Source organism: Pseudoclavibacter sp. JSM 162008 (assembly GCF_041366455.1).
Taxonomy (GTDB): Bacteria; Actinomycetota; Actinomycetes; order Actinomycetales; family Microbacteriaceae; genus Pseudoclavibacter.
The window spans coordinates 158243-173816 of the sequence record NZ_JBEWYX010000006.1 but is presented as its reverse complement, the minus strand read 5'-3'; the positions used below and the strand labels follow the sequence as shown (position 1 = coordinate 173816).

Here is a 15574-nt window from a genome sequence, read left to right as displayed (position 1 = left end):
GCCACCTCCACTTCCGACTTGACACCACTGAGCTCACGGACAAAAGTACAACTGGTACAGACCAGTGAGTCATCTCGAGAAGCGGAGCCCGCAGAATGATCATCAGCGCCGCGAACGTCATCACGCAGGAACGTCACCTCTCGCCCGGCTGGGTGAAGATCGACGGCGACTCCCTGCTCAGCGTTGCCGCGGGGCGGCCCCCGGCCGACCGGGGCGACGTCGTCGACCTCGGGGACGCGACGATCGCGCCCGGCTTCGTGGACGTGCACGTGCACGGCGGCGGCGGCGCTTCGTTCGATGGCGGCGATCGAGATTCCGCCGCGACGGCGGCCCGCACGCACCTCGAGCACGGCACGACCTCGCTCGTCGCGAGCCTCGTCACGGACGCGGTCCCGGCGATGTGCGATTCGATCTCGGGCCTGGCGACGCTCGTCGAGGAGGGGACGCTCGCGGGCATCCACCTCGAGGGGCCGTGGCTCAGCCCCCTGCACCCGGGCGCCCACGCACAGCAGCATCTCATCGCACCGAACGGCGAGGACATCGCCACTCTCCTGAAGGCCGGGCGCGGTCACGTGCGGATGGTCACGCTCGCGCCTGAGCTGCCAGGTGGCCTCGACGCCATCCGGACGCTCACCGAGGCCGGGGTGGTCGCAGCGATCGGACACACGGATGCGACGTACGACGTCGCCCGTGACGCACTCGACCAGGGCGCTACGGTCGGCACGCACCTGTTCAACGCGATGCGGACGCTGCACCACCGCGAACCCGGCCCGGTCGCGGCGCTCCTCGAGCACCCTGACGCGGTGATCGAGCTCATCGCCGATGGCACGCACCTGCATCCCGCGGCCCTCCGCCTCGCCGCGGTCGCGAAGCCGCACCAGTTCATGCTCGTCACCGATGCCATGTCGGCGGCGTGCATGCACGATGGCGACTACGTGCTCGGCTCGCTCGATGTCGAGGTGCGGGGCGGCGTCGCCCGCCTCACGGAGGGCGGCGCCATCGCCGGGTCGACGCTCACCATGGCCCAGGCCGTGCAGTACGCCGTCGGCGTCGCCGGTCTGCCGCTCGTCGACGTCGTGCGCGCCGCGACTGCGACACCCGCCGCGACCCTCGGGCTCGAGAGAGTCGGTGCGCTGGTCGCCGGGAACTCTGCCGACCTCGTCGTCCTGGATGCGTCGCTTGGCGTGCAGCGCGTCATGCGGCGCGGCGAGTGGGTGCGCTGAGCGCCACCGCTCGGCCGCAGCCCGCTGAGGCCGCTTCCACTCCCGGCGTCGAACCGCCTCAGCCGTTGGACCGTGTTGGCTTTTGCTAACCCTGATGGGTTCTTACCCATCACCAGTCACCGAAACCCATCACGCGCATCCGGAAAACCCATCAGCGTCGCCGGAACCCATCAAACTCGGGCGCGGAAACCATCAGCGACGCGAGAGCTCACCACGAACGCCCGTGGCGCGGATCGGCCTGCGACAGCCGATCCGCGCCACCGGCCAGGTGGGCCCGCCTACGCCTGCGGCTGCACCCCGGCGCGGTGCTCGACCGTGTACCGGTAGTAGTCGGCCATGGTGAGCTCGGATGCCGCGGCTTCGTCGATGACGATCGTCGCGCGGCGGTGCAGCTGGAGCACGGAGCCGGGCCACATCGAGGAGACGGGGCCCTCGACCATGGCTGCGACGGCGCGCGCCTTCGACGCGCCTTGGGCGACGAGCACGACGCTTCTCGCGTCGAGGATGGTGCCGAGCCCCTGGGTGAGGCAGTGCACCGGCACGTCTTCCGGCTTGTCGAAGAAGCGCGCGTTGTCATCACGCGTCTTCGGGGCGAGCGTCTTGACGCGGGTGCGCGAGGAGAGCGAGGAAGTGGGCTCGTTGAAGCCGATGTGCCCGTTGGCGCCGATGCCGAGGAGCTGCACGTCGACGCCTCCAGCGGCGAGGATCTTGGCCTCGTAGTCGGCGCAGGCCGCGTCGAGGTCGGACGCGAGCCCGTCGGGGACGTGCACGCGTGCAGGGTTCAGGCCGAGCAGTTCGACGACCTCGCGCCCGACCACCGCGTGGTAGGACTCCGGATGCGATCGGGGGATGCCGACGTACTCGTCGAGCGCGAAGGCGGTCACCCTGCTGAAGTCGAGTCCCGCGTCCCTGCGGGCGGCGAGCATCCGGTACGTCTCCAGGGGGCTCGAGCCCGTGGCGACTCCCAGCACTGCTTCCGGGTTTCCCTGGACGACATCCGCGATGCGTCCGCCTGCGAAAGCACCGACTTCTGCCGGCCCTGCCATGATGACAACTTCCATGCGCTGCTCCTAGGGATCGACGAAGATCGGTGTTCCTCAGCCCAGTCTCATGGATGGCGAGCCTGATCAGCGAGGCGTGTTGCGCATCACCTTACCGACAATCCCCCGAGTGGTCTAGTCCAGAAGGCCGGAAGGGGTGAGCTACCGAACCCGGCAGCCCACCCCTCGCCCCGGCGACGGGTCAGCCTCAGCGCAGCTTCAGCTCGATGTCGCCGCCGCCGAGCACGATGACCGGCGTGACGACTGGATGCCCGGCCGCACGGATGGCCTCGAGGTCGAACCGCAGCAGCGGGGTGCCCTCGGTGACCACATCCCCGACCGAGACGAGGGTCTCGAACCCCTGACCCTTCATCTCCACGGTGTCCACGCCGACGTGGACAAGCACCTCGGTGCCATCGCCGAGGGTCATCGCGACCGCGTGGCTCGTCGGGAAGAGGTGAGCGACCGTGCCGTCAGCTGGAGCCCACACGGTGTCGCCCGTCGGCTCGACTGCGACACCTGGCCCCATGATGCCCTCGGAGAAGGTCGCATCCGGAACCTCGGAGAGCGGCACGACCCGACCGGCGACCGGCTGACGCAGCGTGAGCACCGTCTTCGTGGCGACGCCACCCTGCGAAACCTCACCCGCGCCTGCATCAGCCGCGACGACCGGCGCGGCGACTGCCGGAGCCGGAGCTTCGACTCGGCCGGCGATGAGGTCCTCCATGGCGTCCTTCACGAACTGCACCTCGAGGCCGTAGATGACCTGCACGGACTTCCCGCCCGGCTTCATGATGCCCGCAGCCCCCGCGCGGCGGATCGCCGCGTCATCGACCTTCGACACGTCGGCGATCTCCATGCGGAGCCGCGTGGCGCAGTTGTCGAGCTCGAGCACATTGTCCTTGCCGCCGAGCCCCTTGAGGATCGCGGAGGCCTGGCTCAGGAACTTCGACGAGCCTGTCGACGTCTCATCCACTTCGACTTCCTCGTCTTCACGACCCGGCGTCTTCAGGTCGAAGCGCTTGATGATGAAGTAGAACGACACGAAGTAGATGACGAACCAGATGGCGCCCGCCAGGAAGATGGCCCACGGGTTCTGCGCCAGCGGGTTGACCCAGCCGAGCATGAGGTCGATGAAGCCTCCGGAGAAGCCGAAGCCCATGCGCACCGGCAGCAGCGCCATGATGAACATCGAGATTCCGGTGAAGATCGCGTGGACGACGTACAGCGCCGGCGCGAGGAACATGAACGCGAACTCGAGCGGCTCCGTGACGCCGACGAAGAACGACGCGAAGGCGCCGGACAGCAGGATGCCCGCGGTGACCTTGCGGCGGTTGGTCTTGGCCGTGAGGTACATGGCGAGTGCGGCACCGGGGAGGCCGAACATCATGATCGGGAAGTAGCCCGTCATGTACTGGCCGGTGACACCCGCCGTGCCTGTGCCGTTGAGGAAGTTGCCGAGGTCGTTGATGCCGGCGACGTCGAACCAGAACACCGCGTTCAGCGCGTGGTGCAGGCCAAGCGGAATGAGGAGGCGGTTGAAGAAGCCGTAGAGACCGGCGCCGACCGGGCCGAGCCCGACCATCCACTCGCCGAACGAGACGAGGCCGCCGAACAGGACCGGCCACACGAAGTAGAGGACAAGCGCGACGACGAGGGATGCGCCGGTCGTGACGATCGCGACGGAGCGCTTGCCCGAGAAGAACGACAGGGCGGCCGGCAGCTGGATGTCCTTGAACTTGTCGTAGCAGTAGGCGCCGATGAGGCCGCAGATGATGCCGACGAACGCGTTCTCGATGCGACCGAAGCCGATGTTCACGTCCTCGACGGCGATGCCCTGCAGGGTGGCGACCGTCTCGGGACTCAGGAGCCGCGTGACGACGAGCCAGGACACGAGTCCCGCGAGCGCGGCGGTACCGTCTGGCTTCGATGCCATGCCGATTGCCACGCCGAGCGCGAAGAGCAGGGGCAGGTTGTCGAGGAGCGCGCCTCCCGCTGCGGTGAAGAAGGCCTGGACGAAGTTCTCGCCGGCCGTGTTGAGGATCCAGTACCCGATACCGGACAGGATGGCCGCTACCGGCAGGACAGCCACCGGCAGCATGAGCGACTTGCCGAGTTTCTGGAGATATTCCATGACGAGACTCCGTGGTCAAAGGAAAAGTTAGGGGGACTCTACTTGGAAAATCCGCCCTGGTATAGACCAGAGTTCGTCGGTGGTGCGGTTTACTTCACGAGAAGGGCAGCGTGAGGCGCTCCTGCAGGGGGAAGGTGAGCTCGAAACGATCCGCCGGGAACGTCGCACGCGAGTACGACATGGGCAGGCCACGGGCGATCGCGGCTCGCGTGAGGCGCAGAACCGGGTAGCTCGCGGCGATGCCGAGCACCTCGATCTCCTCCGGGCTCGGCAACGTGGCCGTGACCACCTCGACGCCCTCCGTCGGCAGCAGATCGAGAGTCTCGAGCATCTCGTAGAGACTCCCCTTCGCCGTCTCCTCGTTGAGCTGGGGAACCAGCGCCGCGGGAAGCCACTCGTCCTCGAGCGCGAGCGGGCGGTCGTCGCCGAGGCGCAGCCGGCGCAGGTGGATGGTCTCGGCATCCGGTGGGAGCTGCAGGTGCTCGTCCACCTCGGCGGGGCGGTCGGTGCTCCGCACGAACGACAGCACCTGGGTCTCGGCGCGCATCCCGTGCTCGCGGACGGCGCTCGCGAAGGACCGCAGCCGGACCTGCAGGGACACGGGCGGGGCGAGCTTCTCCGTGCCGATGCCGCGCTTCGTGCGGACGAGGCCCTCGCGCTCGAGGACATCGATCGCTGCACGCACCGTCATCCGCGCGACTCCGAGCTCCGCTGCGAGCGTGCGCTCCGAGGGCAGCAGCTCGCCTGGCGAGAGCGAGGCGGCGAGGGCGCGAACACCCTCGAGAGCTGTTGAACCACTGAGCCTTGCCATGTCGCAAGTATCCCATCGCGTCCGGACCCGGGCGCGGTCATCCGGCTCGCGATCGCCGCCCGGCCTGCGCCGGTAGGTCACTTGACGCCCGTTCGCGACCTCGGGAAGGGCTGAAACTGACCCGACGAACGGCGCGGATGTATGGGCGGCAAGGGCCGCGGCAGTTCGGAGGCGCCTCACCCCAGCTCGCTGCGGCTCGACCGCGGGCCTCCGTACCAGCGATATGCGAGGAGCGCGACTCCGACACCGAGAAGGCCAATGGCCAGTCGTCGCGCCTGCGAGGCTCTCCATCCACCCGTGACGGCGCCCTCGTCGGCGACGGGGTGCAGGACGGTTCCGTCGGTGTCGTCGGCGGGACCGCGAAGTCCGACGAGGTCCATCGTGGCGCGGATCCCACGATCGTAGGCGCCTGGGAAGAGCGTGAAGAGCGGGATGCCCGCCGACTGCAGCCGGCCGACGGTTCTCGAGTTGCGGGCTCGGGGGCGCGTGGCGCGAACGACAGCTGCGGCAACTCGATGCGGGGACACGGCCGGGGGGATCGCTCGGGGTTGCCGACCGGTCCTGTTGCCTGCCCGCTGATAGCCGGGGGTATCGATGGTGGCGGGCGACACGACGCGCACGTTGATGCGCGGCTCGGACAGGAGCTCCTGTCGAAGGGAGTGCGCGAACCCCTGCACACCGAATTTGCTCGCCACGTACGACGAGACGTACGGGGCCGAGACGTGCCCGAACACGGAGGCGATGAGCACGAACGTCCCGCGGCCCTGCGCACGGAACACGGGCAACGCGGAGCGCACGCCGTTGACCTGGCCGAGGAGGTTGGTGGCCACGACCTGGTCGAAGAGCTCCGGCGGGACTTCCTCGACACGGCCGTAGGCGAGCACTCCCGCGGCTCCCACCCACACGTCGATGCGGCCGAACCTGTCGATCGCCGCGCGGAGGAGGCCGTCGACCTCGGGCGCCCGCGAGACGTCGGTCGGCACGATGAGCGTCTGCGCTCCGAGCGCCGCGCATTCGGCGGCGGTCGCCCGGAGCGCCATCTCGTCGCGGGCTGCGAGGACGAGGTTGTCGCCTCGCCGCGCGAAGGCGAGGGCCGTCGCGCGGCCCGCGCCCCGCGACCCGCCGGTCACCACGATGGTGCGCGCCCGGCTCACGGCTGCTCGTCTGCGGCGGCGGGGATGGGGGAACGGGGATTGGGGCTCGACACGTCCCCGAAGCTACGCGGCGGCTCCGACGTCCCGCACGGCCTTGACTTCCCAGGCAGACTCCGTCTCGGAGTCGGTCAGCCGATGCTGACCTGCGACTTGTCGAAGGCGACGTAGCCGGCGAAGTCGTGCCCTACCTTCTCGGCCGCGCCCGCGAACGGCTCCGGGTAGCTCCAGGCAGCGTCGCGGTGCGTCTCGCCATCCGTCACCACGTCCCAGTACTGTGCGTGCCCCTTCCATGGGCACGTGTACTGCGTCGCGCTCTCGGTGAATGCCCCTGACGTCAGCGACGACGGCGGGAAGTAGTGGTTGCCCTCGATGCCGACGAGCTCGGACTCGGGCGCTTCGGCGATGACGGTTCCGTTGACGGTTGCCTTCATGGTGGTTCCTCCGGTTGGGATCGAGTGGGGAGACGGGAAGCGTCGCCCCACAGGCTGGGAGAACGGTGATGCCTGTGGATGAGCGCCGCGCGTACCTGGGAGAACGTCGGCAGAGCCACGGGCCGGTTGCCCTACTCTCAACGGCGGGGTTCCGCGCCGGGGCTCCGCTCCCCCCGCCACTGGAAGGCCTTCCGTTGTCGCACTCCGATCGCTCCCGCCCGTATCCGCTCGGCTTCAGCACCGTCGCCGGCCGCTCGAACTTCGCGGTCTACTCCGAGACCGCCGATGCCGTATACGTGTGCACGTTCGACGGGTCGGGCGCCGAGACGCGCACCCTGCTCGAGGAGCGCACGGGCCACGTGTTCCACGGTTTCGTCGACGTGCTGCAGGTCGGCTCCCGCTACGGGATCCGCGTCGACGGCCCGTGGGCGCCGGAACAGGGCCTCCGGCACAACGTGAACAAGCTGCTCCTCGACCCCCACGCCAGCGCGATCGAGGGCCAGTACAACTGGTCGCAGGCCGTGTTCGGCCACGACATGAACGAGCCCGAGCAGCGCGATGACACCGACTCGGCGGGCTCCGTGCCCCTGAGCGTCGTCACCGATCCGAGCTTCGACTGGGGTGACGACGCCTCGCCGCGCGTCCCGCTCGACCAGACCGTCATCTACGAGGTGCACGTGAAGGGGTTCACGCAGCTCCACCCCGAGGTGCCGGAGGAGATCCGCGGAACGTACGCCGGCCTCGCGCATCCCGCCGCCATCAAGCACCTCGTCGACCTCGGCGTGACCTCCGTCGAGCTGCTCCCCGTGCAGCAGTTCGTGCAGGACAGCCACCTCGAAGAGAAGGGCCTCCGCAACTACTGGGGCTACAACTCCATCGGGTTCTTCGCGCCGCACGGCGACTACGCAGCCGCGGGTGACGGCGGCGGGCAGGTCGCCGAGTTCAAGGAGCTCGTGAAGGCCCTGCACGCCGCGGGCCTCGAGGTGATCCTCGACGTCGTCTACAACCACACCGCCGAGGGCAACCATCTGGGCCCGACGCTGTCGTTCAAGGGCATCGACAACGCCGCCTACTACCGGCTGGTTGACGGCGACGAGAGCCACTACTTCGACACGACGGGCACCGGCAACAGCGTCAACGTCAGCCACCCGGCGGCGCTCGGCCTCATCATGGACTCGCTGCGCTACTGGGTGACGGAGATGCACGTCGACGGGTTCCGCTTCGACCTCGCCACGACCCTCACCAGGCAGGGTGGCGACGCGGAGCTGCACAGCGCCTTCCTCACGCTCATCCAGCAGGACCCGGTGCTCGCGCCCGTGAAGATGATCGCCGAGCCGTGGGATACGGCCGGCTACCAGGTGGGCGGGTTCCCAGCAGACTGGTCGGAGTGGAACGGCAAGTTCCGCGACGACGCCCGCGACTTCTGGAACGGCAGCGACGCGACGCTCGGCACGACGGCGCAGCGCATCCTCGGCTCCCCCGACGTGTACGAGGCGAGCCGCCGCTCGCCCCTGTCGAGCGTGAACTTCATCACGGCGCACGACGGGTTCACGCTCGCCGACCTCACCTCGTACAACGACAAGCACAACGCCGCGAACGGCGAGGACAACCAGGACGGCGAGAGCGACAACCGCTCGGCGAACGGTGGCGCCGAGGGCCCGACCGATGATGCGGCAGTCAACGACCGCCGCGCTCGCAAGCGCCGCAACCTGCTCGCGACGCTGCTGCTCTCGGCGGGCGTGCCCATGATCCTCGGCGGCGACGAGCTCGGCCGCACGCAGGGCGGCAACAACAACGCCTACTGCCAGGACAACGAGATCTCCTGGTTCGACTGGGAGGCCATCGACGGCGACCTGCTCGAGTTCACGCGCACGCTCATCTCGCTGCGCGCCGAGCATCCGGCGCTGCGGCCCGTCTGGTTCCGGCAGGCACCCGATACGGGGGCGGACGCCACGGTGGACGTGCTGCGGTCGGATGCGCTTGGCTTCGACGACGCCGACTGGGACAACCCGGAGGCGCGCTCCATCGCGTTCGTGTTCTCGCACACGGGTGCTGACTCGTTCGCGCTGCTGCTGAACGCGGCCGAGAACGCGGTCGAGTTCACGGTCCCGGATGCGCCGCACGGCACCTGGGAGCTGGCGCTCTCGAGCGATGACGAGCAGCTGGTCAGCGACCCCGTGACGACCCTCATGGTCAAGGAGGGCTCCTTCACGCTGCTGCGTTCGCCGCTCCAGCACTGACCGTCAACGCACCTTCGGCGTTCCCTGCGTCCAGCGCTGACCAGGGAGCGCCGATCGCCTCTTCTTCCCGCTCGGCGACGCCAGCTCGCAACTCGTGGCTCTAGCTTGAGGCCATGGCATCCCCCGCGTCCGCAGCTCCCGACCACCTCCCGACCCGCGTCATCATCGTGCACGGCTTCCGCGCGAACGTCGACGCGCACTGGTTCCCGTGGCTTCGGGATGCGCTCGCCGACCGGGGCATCGAGGCGACGAGCGTCGAACTTCCGCTGCCGGAGGCGCCGAACGCCGCCGACTGGGAACGCGAGGTCGCGCTCGCGTTGGGAACCCCCGACGAGCGGACCTGGATCGTGGGCCATTCGCTCGGCGCCGTGACATCGCTCCGCGCGCTGGCGGCGCAGCTCGGCGACTGGCGGCTCGGCGGCGTCGTCTTCGTGTCCGGCTTCACCGGGACGCTCGACACGCTCCCCGACCTCGACGAGTACCTCGCGGAGGAGGTGGATGTGGAACGCGTCGCCGATCGCATCGACACTCGCGTCGTCATCCGCTCGGACGACGACACCCTCGTGCCGCCTGCCGCATCCGATGCTCTCGCGCGCCGACTCTCCGCCGAGATCCGCGTGCAACCGGGGGCCGGGCACTTCCTCGAAGCGGATGGCATGACGTCCCTCCCGGTCGTCCTCGATGCGCTCCTCCAGGCCCGCCCCGCGCCCCGAACCTGAGCGATTCCTGAAAACGCAAAACGAGTTTGTGACACATCAGGGGTCGCCTGCGTCTCACCTGTACAAGCCCACACGGTGCGTCGGCACCAGGCAGAGACGAGAAAGAAGAGCATCATGGCGAACACGACACCCACCACCGCTACCGCCCCCAAGACGGCTCAGACGTCCAGCAGCGTCGTCCCCACGATCACCTCGGGCGGACGCGGCACGACGACGATCGTCGACAGCGTCGTCGCTCGCGTCGCAGGGATCGCCGCTCGTGACGCACGCGGCGTCTACGACCTCGGCGGCGGCGCGGCCCGCGCCATCGGCGCCATCCGCAACGCGATCAACGCGACGGACCAGAGCCAGGGCATCAACGTCGAGGTCGGCGAGAAGCAGGTCGCGGTCGACGTGACCATCGTCGCCGAGTACCCCGTCTCGCTGCAGGACGTGGCCGACGGCGTCCGCGCCGACGTGATCCGCGCCATCGAGACCATCGTTGGCCTCGAGGTCACCGAGGTCAACGTCACGGTCCACGACGTGCACCTCCCCTCCGAAGACGACAGCAACGACAAGACGGAAGAAGCGCGAGTCCAGTGAACACGGCATCCCTCACCCGAACCGGCATCCTCATCGGCGCGGTCCTCGCGCTCACCTGGATCATCCTCGGCTTCTGGGCGTTCTTCTTCGTCGCCATCGCGATGATCATCGGCGGCGTCATCGGACGCATCCTCGAAGGAAAGCTCGACGCGACCGCCCTCGTTGACGTCATCCGAGGACGGAACACCTCCTCATGAGCGCCGCCGCGACCACACTCAGCGGCGCGGCGCAGCGAGGCACAACACGACTCACCGCGAAGGCCCTGACTCGTCTTGCGTCAGCTGTCGCCGGTGACGCGCTCGGGGTCGACGCTGGCAGCGTGAGCGTCGACCTCGACGACCACAACGGCAAGCTCGCGTTGCGCGTGAGGACCCCCATCCGGGTTCCCTCGCTCGCCCGAATCCGCGAGCAGCCAAGCGCGCTCGAGCGCAGCGGCGGCCCACTCCTCGAGCGAGTCGAGACCGCGAAGACCACCATCCGTGACCGCGTGCAGACCCTCAGCGGGTCCCAGGTCGGCCTCGTCACCATCCGCGTGACCGGGCTCAACATCAAGGCAGAGGAGCGAGTCAGATGAGCACCAACACCTCCCTGTACTCGCGCCTCTCCCGGCGAGAGACGCACTCGCCCCGCTCGTCGCTCGCGATCACCCTCGCCGTGCTGCTGATCCTCGTCGCGGCCTGGATCGGCACCGAGATCGTCCTGTCGCTGCTCGCCCTCCCGGCGCTGCTCGTCGCCCCGGCGGACATGTTCGCCTCGGCGCTCGGCGTGCTCGAGCAGCCCGCCCAGTACGTCGGCATCGCCGGCGTGGTCGTCGCGATCATCGGCCTGGTGCTGCTCATCGCGGGCATCGCCCCCGGACGACGAGCACGGCACACCCTCTCGTCCACCCGAACCGCGACCGTCGCCGACAACGCGGTCATCGCCTCCGCCCTCGCCCGCCACGCAGCGCACGCCGGGAACGTCAGCCCGGACAACGTCACCGTGTCGGTCTCCCACCGACGCGCCGACGTGCACCTCACCCCCGCATCCGGGCTCCCCGTCGACGCGGCCGCCATCACGGCCGCTGTCAACCAGCAGCTCGAACAGTACGAACTCACCCCCCGCGTCACCGCCAAGGTCCGCGTCGCAGAGAACGGGAAGGTCGGCGCATGAACAGCACCAACCGAGGCCTGAACCGGCTCCTCATCACCGCCGTCGGCCTCCTCCTCCTCGCCATCGGCGCCGCAGCAGCGGTCGGGGCGTGGCTGCCAGGGGCGAAAGACACCTGGACACCCATCTCCGAAGGCGTGAACACGCAGACCAGCAGCTGGCTCCAGCAGACCCCGTTCCCCGGCGCCGACTTCAGCTGGCTCCTCCTCGCCGTCGTCGCAGTCCTGGTGATCGGCATCATCCTGCTGCTGGTCTTCGCGTTCCGCCAGGGACAGGGGCGCACCGGCACGATCGTCAGCGACCGCACGCCGGACACGGGGCGAACCATCGTCGACGTGTCGGTAGCCCGCGACGCCCTCTCGGATGCGCTCGGCGCCCGCGACGAGTTCCTCACGACAAGCGTCTCCGCGTACGACGTGAAGCGCACCCCGGTGCTGAAGGTCTCGGCCACCTGCCGGCGCGGCGTCTCACCTCGAGACGCGACCACGATCGTCGAGCAGAACCTCGAAGCACTGGATGCGCTGCTCGGCCGGCAGGTGCCCGTGCTGCTCCAGCTCAGCGGCGGCTTCCGCGCCCGAGTGCAGCAGTCGACGCGGCTCCAGTAGGACTCGCCACCACAACTCCCCACCGCGGCACCGCAATTCGACGGCACCGCATCTCCCCAACAGAAAGGAACTGCCATGAGCGCAGGAGACAAGATCAAGAACGCAGCTGAAGAGTTCGGCGGCAAGGCCAAGGAAGCAGTTGGCAAGGTCACCGACAACGAGCAGCTCGTCGCCGAAGGCAAGGCCGACCAGGCCAAGGCCAACGTGAAGCAGGCGGGCGAAGACGTCAAGGACGCCTTCAAGAAGTAGGTCACACCAGCTGGTACCTCGCATCAGCACCGCGAAGCGGCAGTCGACTCAGTCGGCTGCCGCTTCGTCGTGCGCTGCTGGTTCGCCTCTGGCTACTGTTCGCCGGCTGCGAGGAGGCGCTCCAGCCGTTCCAGCACCTGACGGACGGTCTGGTCGAGGATCTCGGCGGGCTCCCCCTCGAAGTCGTGGCGCTCACTGCCGACGACTCCGTCGACACTCCAGCCCAGGAACACGGTGCCTTCCGGTTCGCCTTCTTCCGGTCCGGGGCCGCCCGCACCGGTCGTCGCGATGGAGACGTCGGACTCGAGCAGCCGTGCCACGCCGACCGCGAGTTCCTCGGCGCACCGGGCCGAGACGACCGGGCCCGGCGTCACACCGAGGACGCGCTGCTTCACCTCCGTCTGGTAGGCGACGACTCCGCCGCGCAGCCACGTCTTCGTGTCAGGTCCGCTGCCGAGCGTGGAGGCGACCCTGCCGCAGGTCAGGGACTCGGCCACGCTCAGGGTGCGGCCCGTCTCCGCGAGTCGTTCGGCGATGGTCTCGATGAGGTTCTCGTCACTGAGCTGTGCCATTGCAGCATCGTAGGAACGTGCGCTGAACGGTCGCGGAGTACGTGGTGAGCGTGTCCGCAGAGCGACGCGGGAGTCCTGCCCGGGGCTGGCTGAGCAGTTACGCGCGGTCGATCGGGATCCAGGTGTCCGGTGAGTCGGCGTCCCTCCCACAGGTGGGACGCCGGCTGCGCGAACTCAATCGCGCATCAGCCTCAGCGATTCGCAGCGAGCCTCGCCCACGTCTCGACGACCGTGTCGGGGTTGAGCGACAGCGAGGAGATGCCGCGGTCGAAGAGGTACTGGGCGAGCTCCGGGTGGTCGCTCGGCGCCTGCCCGCAGATGCCGACGTACCGGCCGTGCTTCGTGCAGGCCTCGATCGCCAGGTCGATGAGCCGAAGGACGGCGGGGTTGCGCTCGTCGAAGCTGTCCGCGATGAGCGCCGAGTCGCGGTCGATGCCGAGCGTCAGCTGCGTGAGGTCGTTCGAGCCGATCGAGAAGCCATCGACGACCTCGAGGAACTGCTCCGCGAGGAGCGCGTTCGAGGGAACCTCGCACATCATGATCACCTCGAGGCCGTTCTGGCCGCGGCGCAGCCCGTTCTCGGCGATACGCTCGACAACGGCACGCGCCTCCTCGACCGTCCGCACGAACGGGATCATGACCTTCACGTTCGTGAACCCCATGTCATCCCGAACCAGCCTGATCGCCTCGCACTCGAGCGCAAACGCCTCCGCGAATTCGGCGGAGATGTACCTGGACGCCCCGCGGAAGCCGAGCATCGGGTTCTCCTCGACCGGCTCGTAGCGGGCACCGCCAAGCAGGCCGGCGTACTCGTTCGACTTGAAGTCCGAGAGCCGCACGATGACGGGCTTCCCGTCGAAGGCCGCCGCGAGCGTCGCGACGCCCTCGGCGAGGCGCCGCACGAAGAAGTCCGCGGGACAGTCGTAGGCGGCGATGCGCTCGTCGATGGCGGCGCGGATGCTCGCCTCCTGGTCGTCCAGCTCGAGCAGCGCACGAGGGTGCACGCCGATCTGGCGCGAGATGACGAACTCCATGCGCGCGAGCCCCACCCCGTCGTTCGGCAGGGCGGCGAGCGTGAACGCTGCATCCGGGTTGCCGACGTTGAGCATGATCTTGCCCGGCAGCTCCGGGAACGAGTCGAGCTCGATGCGTTCGACCTCGATGGACAGGAAGCCCGCGAGCACCGCCCCGGTCTCCCCGTCGGCGCAGGTCACGGTGACCTCGTCGCCGTCGGCGAGGCGCTCGGTCGCATTCCCTGCCCCGACCACGGCGGGCACGCCGAGCTCGCGGGCGATGATCGCCGCGTGGCAGGTGCGGCCGCCGCGGTTCGTGACGATCGCTGATGCGCGCTTCATGATCGGCTCCCAATCGGGGTCGGTCATGTCGGCCACCAGCACGTCGCCCTGCTGGAACTCACTCATCTGCGACGGTGAGGTGAGCAGCCGCACGACGCCCGCGCCGATGCGCTGCCCGATCGCCCGACCCTCGACAAGCGTCGCGCCGCGCTTCAGCAGGCTGTGCCGCTCGAGGGTGCCAGCGGCCCGCTGCGAGACGACCGTCTCGGGTCGCGCCTGCAGGATGTAGGTGCGCCCGTCGATGCCATCCTTGCCCCACTCGATGTCCATCGGGCGGCCGTAGTGCTCCTCGATCGCGACGGCCGCCTGGGCCAGCTCAATGACCTCGGCGTCCGTGACCGAGAACCGGCGCTGTGCATCCGGTACCGTCTCGACGAACTCGGTGGTGCGCCCGACGCGGGTGTCCTCCGTGAAGACCATGCGCGTCGCCTTGCTGCCGACTCGGCGCGACAGAACGGCGGGCCGCCCCTCGCGGAGGGTGCGCTTGTGCACCGTGAACTCGTCGGGGTTGACCGCGCCCTGCACAACCCCTTCACCGAGCCCGTAGGCGCTCGTCACGAACACCGCGCCGTCGTAGCCCGACTCGGTGTCGACGCTGAACATGACTCCCGCCGCGCCCTCGTCGGAACGCACCATGCGCTGCACGCCGACCGAGATCGCGACCCCGGTGTGCGCGTAGCCCTGGTGCACGCGGTAGGCGATGGCCCGATCGGTGAAGAGCGACGCGAAGACCTTGCGGGTGGCGGCGAGCACGTTCTCGATGCCGGCGATGTTGAGGAACGTCTCCTGCTGCCCCGCGAACGACGCGTCCGGCAGGTCCTCGGCGGTCGCGCTTGAGCGCACCGCGACGAGGAGCTGACCGTCGGTCTCGGCCTCCAGCGCCGCGAACGCCTTCCGGATGGCGGCCTCGAGTTCGGGTGCGAGCGGCGCAGCTTCGATGCGGGCGCGGATGCGGGCCCCGACGATCGCGAGGCGCGCCACGTCGTCGACGTCGAGGCCCACGATCTCGCCGCGGATCCACGTGTCGATGCCCGTCTCGCGCAGGTGTCGATTGAAGGCGCTCGCCGTCGTCGCGAAGCCGTCGGGGACACGCACCCCGGCATCCTGCAGGTTGGCGATGAGCTCGCCGAGCGAGGCGTTCTTGCCGCCGACCTCGGGGATATCGCCGAGCCGCACGGCGCTGAAGGGGAGCACGTAGACATCGTCGCGGGCGGATGCGCCGGTGTCTGCGGAGAGCGGGGGTTCGTGGAGCAGCGTCATGGTGGGTCCTTCTGGTGTCGTCGTTGACGGTTGTTGCGGGGTGAACCCAG

16 protein-coding genes are annotated in these 15574 nt (G+C 69.0%); 9 read left to right on the top strand and 7 right to left on the bottom strand.

What is annotated here, in order from left to right:
- Window positions 1–95: 95 nt before the first annotated feature.
- Complete coding sequence (nagA, locus tag ABVF28_RS07275) at window positions 96–1223, top strand: N-acetylglucosamine-6-phosphate deacetylase (protein WP_371029998.1); 1128 nt, start codon at window positions 96–98, stop codon at window positions 1221–1223.
- 278 nt (window positions 1224–1501) lie between these two features.
- On the opposite strand, the gene nagB is transcribed toward nagA, so the two are convergent.
- From nagB to ABVF28_RS07250, 5 genes are all read right to left on the bottom strand, one after another.
- On the bottom strand, window positions 1502–2284 hold the full coding sequence (gene nagB / locus ABVF28_RS07270; RefSeq protein WP_371029997.1) for a glucosamine-6-phosphate deaminase: 783 nt from the start codon (window positions 2282–2284) through the stop codon (window positions 1502–1504).
- 187 nt (window positions 2285–2471) lie between these two features.
- Window positions 2472–4397: an N-acetylglucosamine-specific PTS transporter subunit IIBC gene (gene nagE, locus ABVF28_RS07265; RefSeq protein ID WP_371029996.1), complete on the bottom strand. Its 1926-nt coding sequence runs from the start codon at window positions 4395–4397 to the stop codon at window positions 2472–2474.
- Between the two features lie 94 nt (window positions 4398–4491).
- A complete protein-coding gene (locus tag ABVF28_RS07260; protein WP_371029995.1) occupies window positions 4492–5208 on the bottom strand; it encodes a GntR family transcriptional regulator in 717 nt (238 codons plus the stop codon).
- Window positions 5209–5384: 176 nt separating this feature from the next.
- Window positions 5385–6362 carry an SDR family NAD(P)-dependent oxidoreductase gene (locus ABVF28_RS07255; RefSeq protein ID WP_371029994.1) on the bottom strand — a complete coding sequence of 326 codons (978 nt, stop codon included), beginning with the start codon at window positions 6360–6362 and terminating at the stop codon, window positions 5385–5387.
- 128 nt (window positions 6363–6490) lie between these two features.
- A complete protein-coding gene (locus tag ABVF28_RS07250; protein WP_104313119.1) occupies window positions 6491–6793 on the bottom strand; it encodes a DUF427 domain-containing protein in 303 nt (100 codons plus the stop codon).
- 194 nt (window positions 6794–6987) lie between these two features.
- Here ABVF28_RS07250 and glgX point away from each other — a divergent pair, with 194 nt between their 5' ends.
- The 8 genes from glgX to ABVF28_RS07210 all read left to right on the top strand — a co-directional run bounded on the left by glgX (window position 6988) and on the right by ABVF28_RS07210 (window position 12337).
- Window positions 6988–9033: a glycogen debranching protein GlgX gene (gene glgX / locus ABVF28_RS07245; protein WP_371029993.1), complete on the top strand. Its 2046-nt coding sequence runs from the start codon at window positions 6988–6990 to the stop codon at window positions 9031–9033.
- A 113-nt stretch (window positions 9034–9146) separates the two neighbouring features.
- A complete protein-coding gene (locus ABVF28_RS07240; protein WP_371029992.1) occupies window positions 9147–9752 on the top strand; it encodes an RBBP9/YdeN family alpha/beta hydrolase in 606 nt (201 codons plus the stop codon).
- Between the two features lie 114 nt (window positions 9753–9866).
- A complete protein-coding gene (locus ABVF28_RS07235) occupies window positions 9867–10334 on the top strand; it encodes an Asp23/Gls24 family envelope stress response protein (RefSeq protein WP_371029991.1) in 468 nt (155 codons plus the stop codon).
- A complete protein-coding gene (locus ABVF28_RS07230; protein ID WP_104313129.1) occupies window positions 10331–10531 on the top strand; it encodes a DUF2273 domain-containing protein in 201 nt (66 codons plus the stop codon). Before ABVF28_RS07235 ends, ABVF28_RS07230 begins: the two co-directional genes overlap by 4 nt.
- Entirely contained in the window at window positions 10528–10908 is a 381-nt protein-coding gene (locus ABVF28_RS07225; RefSeq protein WP_104313131.1) for a hypothetical protein, read from the top strand. Before ABVF28_RS07230 ends, ABVF28_RS07225 begins: the two co-directional genes overlap by 4 nt.
- Entirely contained in the window at window positions 10905–11486 is a 582-nt protein-coding gene (locus ABVF28_RS07220; RefSeq protein ID WP_371029990.1) for a DUF6286 domain-containing protein, read from the top strand. Before ABVF28_RS07225 ends, ABVF28_RS07220 begins: the two co-directional genes overlap by 4 nt.
- Window positions 11483–12088, top strand: coding sequence for a hypothetical protein (locus tag ABVF28_RS07215; protein WP_371029989.1), 606 nt, complete (start codon window positions 11483–11485; stop codon window positions 12086–12088). Before ABVF28_RS07220 ends, ABVF28_RS07215 begins: the two co-directional genes overlap by 4 nt.
- Before the next feature lie 75 nt (window positions 12089–12163).
- Window positions 12164–12337, top strand: coding sequence for a CsbD family protein (locus tag ABVF28_RS07210; protein WP_104254193.1), 174 nt, complete (start codon window positions 12164–12166; stop codon window positions 12335–12337).
- Window positions 12338–12429: 92 nt separating this feature from the next.
- Here ABVF28_RS07210 and ABVF28_RS07205 read toward each other — a convergent pair whose 3' ends face one another.
- Together ABVF28_RS07205 and ppsA are read right to left on the bottom strand one after the other, a co-directional pair.
- Window positions 12430–12909: a CinA family protein gene (locus tag ABVF28_RS07205; protein WP_371029988.1), complete on the bottom strand. Its 480-nt coding sequence runs from the start codon at window positions 12907–12909 to the stop codon at window positions 12430–12432.
- Between the two features lie 191 nt (window positions 12910–13100).
- Window positions 13101–15524 (bottom strand): phosphoenolpyruvate synthase, encoded by a 2424-nt coding sequence (gene ppsA, locus ABVF28_RS07200; RefSeq protein WP_371029987.1) that lies wholly within the window; start codon window positions 15522–15524, stop codon window positions 13101–13103.
- Between the last annotated feature and the right edge of the window lie 50 nt (window positions 15525–15574).

What these genes read in the sequence shown, in the direction of transcription:
- nagA (WP_371029998.1), top strand. Translation starts at nt 96, where the DNA reads ATGATCATCAGCGCCGCGAACGTCATCACGCAGGAACGTCACCTCTCG.
- nagB (WP_371029997.1), bottom strand. Translation starts at nt 2,284, where the DNA reads ATGGAAGTTGTCATCATGGCAGGGCCGGCAGAAGTCGGTGCTTTCGCA.
- nagE (WP_371029996.1), bottom strand. Translation starts at nt 4,397, where the DNA reads ATGGAATATCTCCAGAAACTCGGCAAGTCGCTCATGCTGCCGGTGGCT.
- ABVF28_RS07260 (WP_371029995.1), bottom strand. Translation starts at nt 5,208, where the DNA reads ATGGCAAGGCTCAGTGGTTCAACAGCTCTCGAGGGTGTTCGCGCCCTC.
- ABVF28_RS07250 (WP_104313119.1), bottom strand. Translation starts at nt 6,793, where the DNA reads ATGAAGGCAACCGTCAACGGAACCGTCATCGCCGAAGCGCCCGAGTCC.
- ABVF28_RS07240 (WP_371029992.1), top strand. Translation starts at nt 9,147, where the DNA reads ATGGCATCCCCCGCGTCCGCAGCTCCCGACCACCTCCCGACCCGCGTC.
- ABVF28_RS07235 (WP_371029991.1), top strand. Translation starts at nt 9,867, where the DNA reads ATGGCGAACACGACACCCACCACCGCTACCGCCCCCAAGACGGCTCAG.
- ABVF28_RS07225 (WP_104313131.1), top strand. Translation starts at nt 10,528, where the DNA reads ATGAGCGCCGCCGCGACCACACTCAGCGGCGCGGCGCAGCGAGGCACA.
- ABVF28_RS07220 (WP_371029990.1), top strand. Translation starts at nt 10,905, where the DNA reads ATGAGCACCAACACCTCCCTGTACTCGCGCCTCTCCCGGCGAGAGACG.
- ABVF28_RS07215 (WP_371029989.1), top strand. Translation starts at nt 11,483, where the DNA reads ATGAACAGCACCAACCGAGGCCTGAACCGGCTCCTCATCACCGCCGTC.
- ABVF28_RS07210 (WP_104254193.1), top strand. Translation starts at nt 12,164, where the DNA reads ATGAGCGCAGGAGACAAGATCAAGAACGCAGCTGAAGAGTTCGGCGGC.
- ABVF28_RS07205 (WP_371029988.1), bottom strand. Translation starts at nt 12,909, where the DNA reads ATGGCACAGCTCAGTGACGAGAACCTCATCGAGACCATCGCCGAACGA.
- ppsA (WP_371029987.1), bottom strand. Translation starts at nt 15,524, where the DNA reads ATGACGCTGCTCCACGAACCCCCGCTCTCCGCAGACACCGGCGCATCC.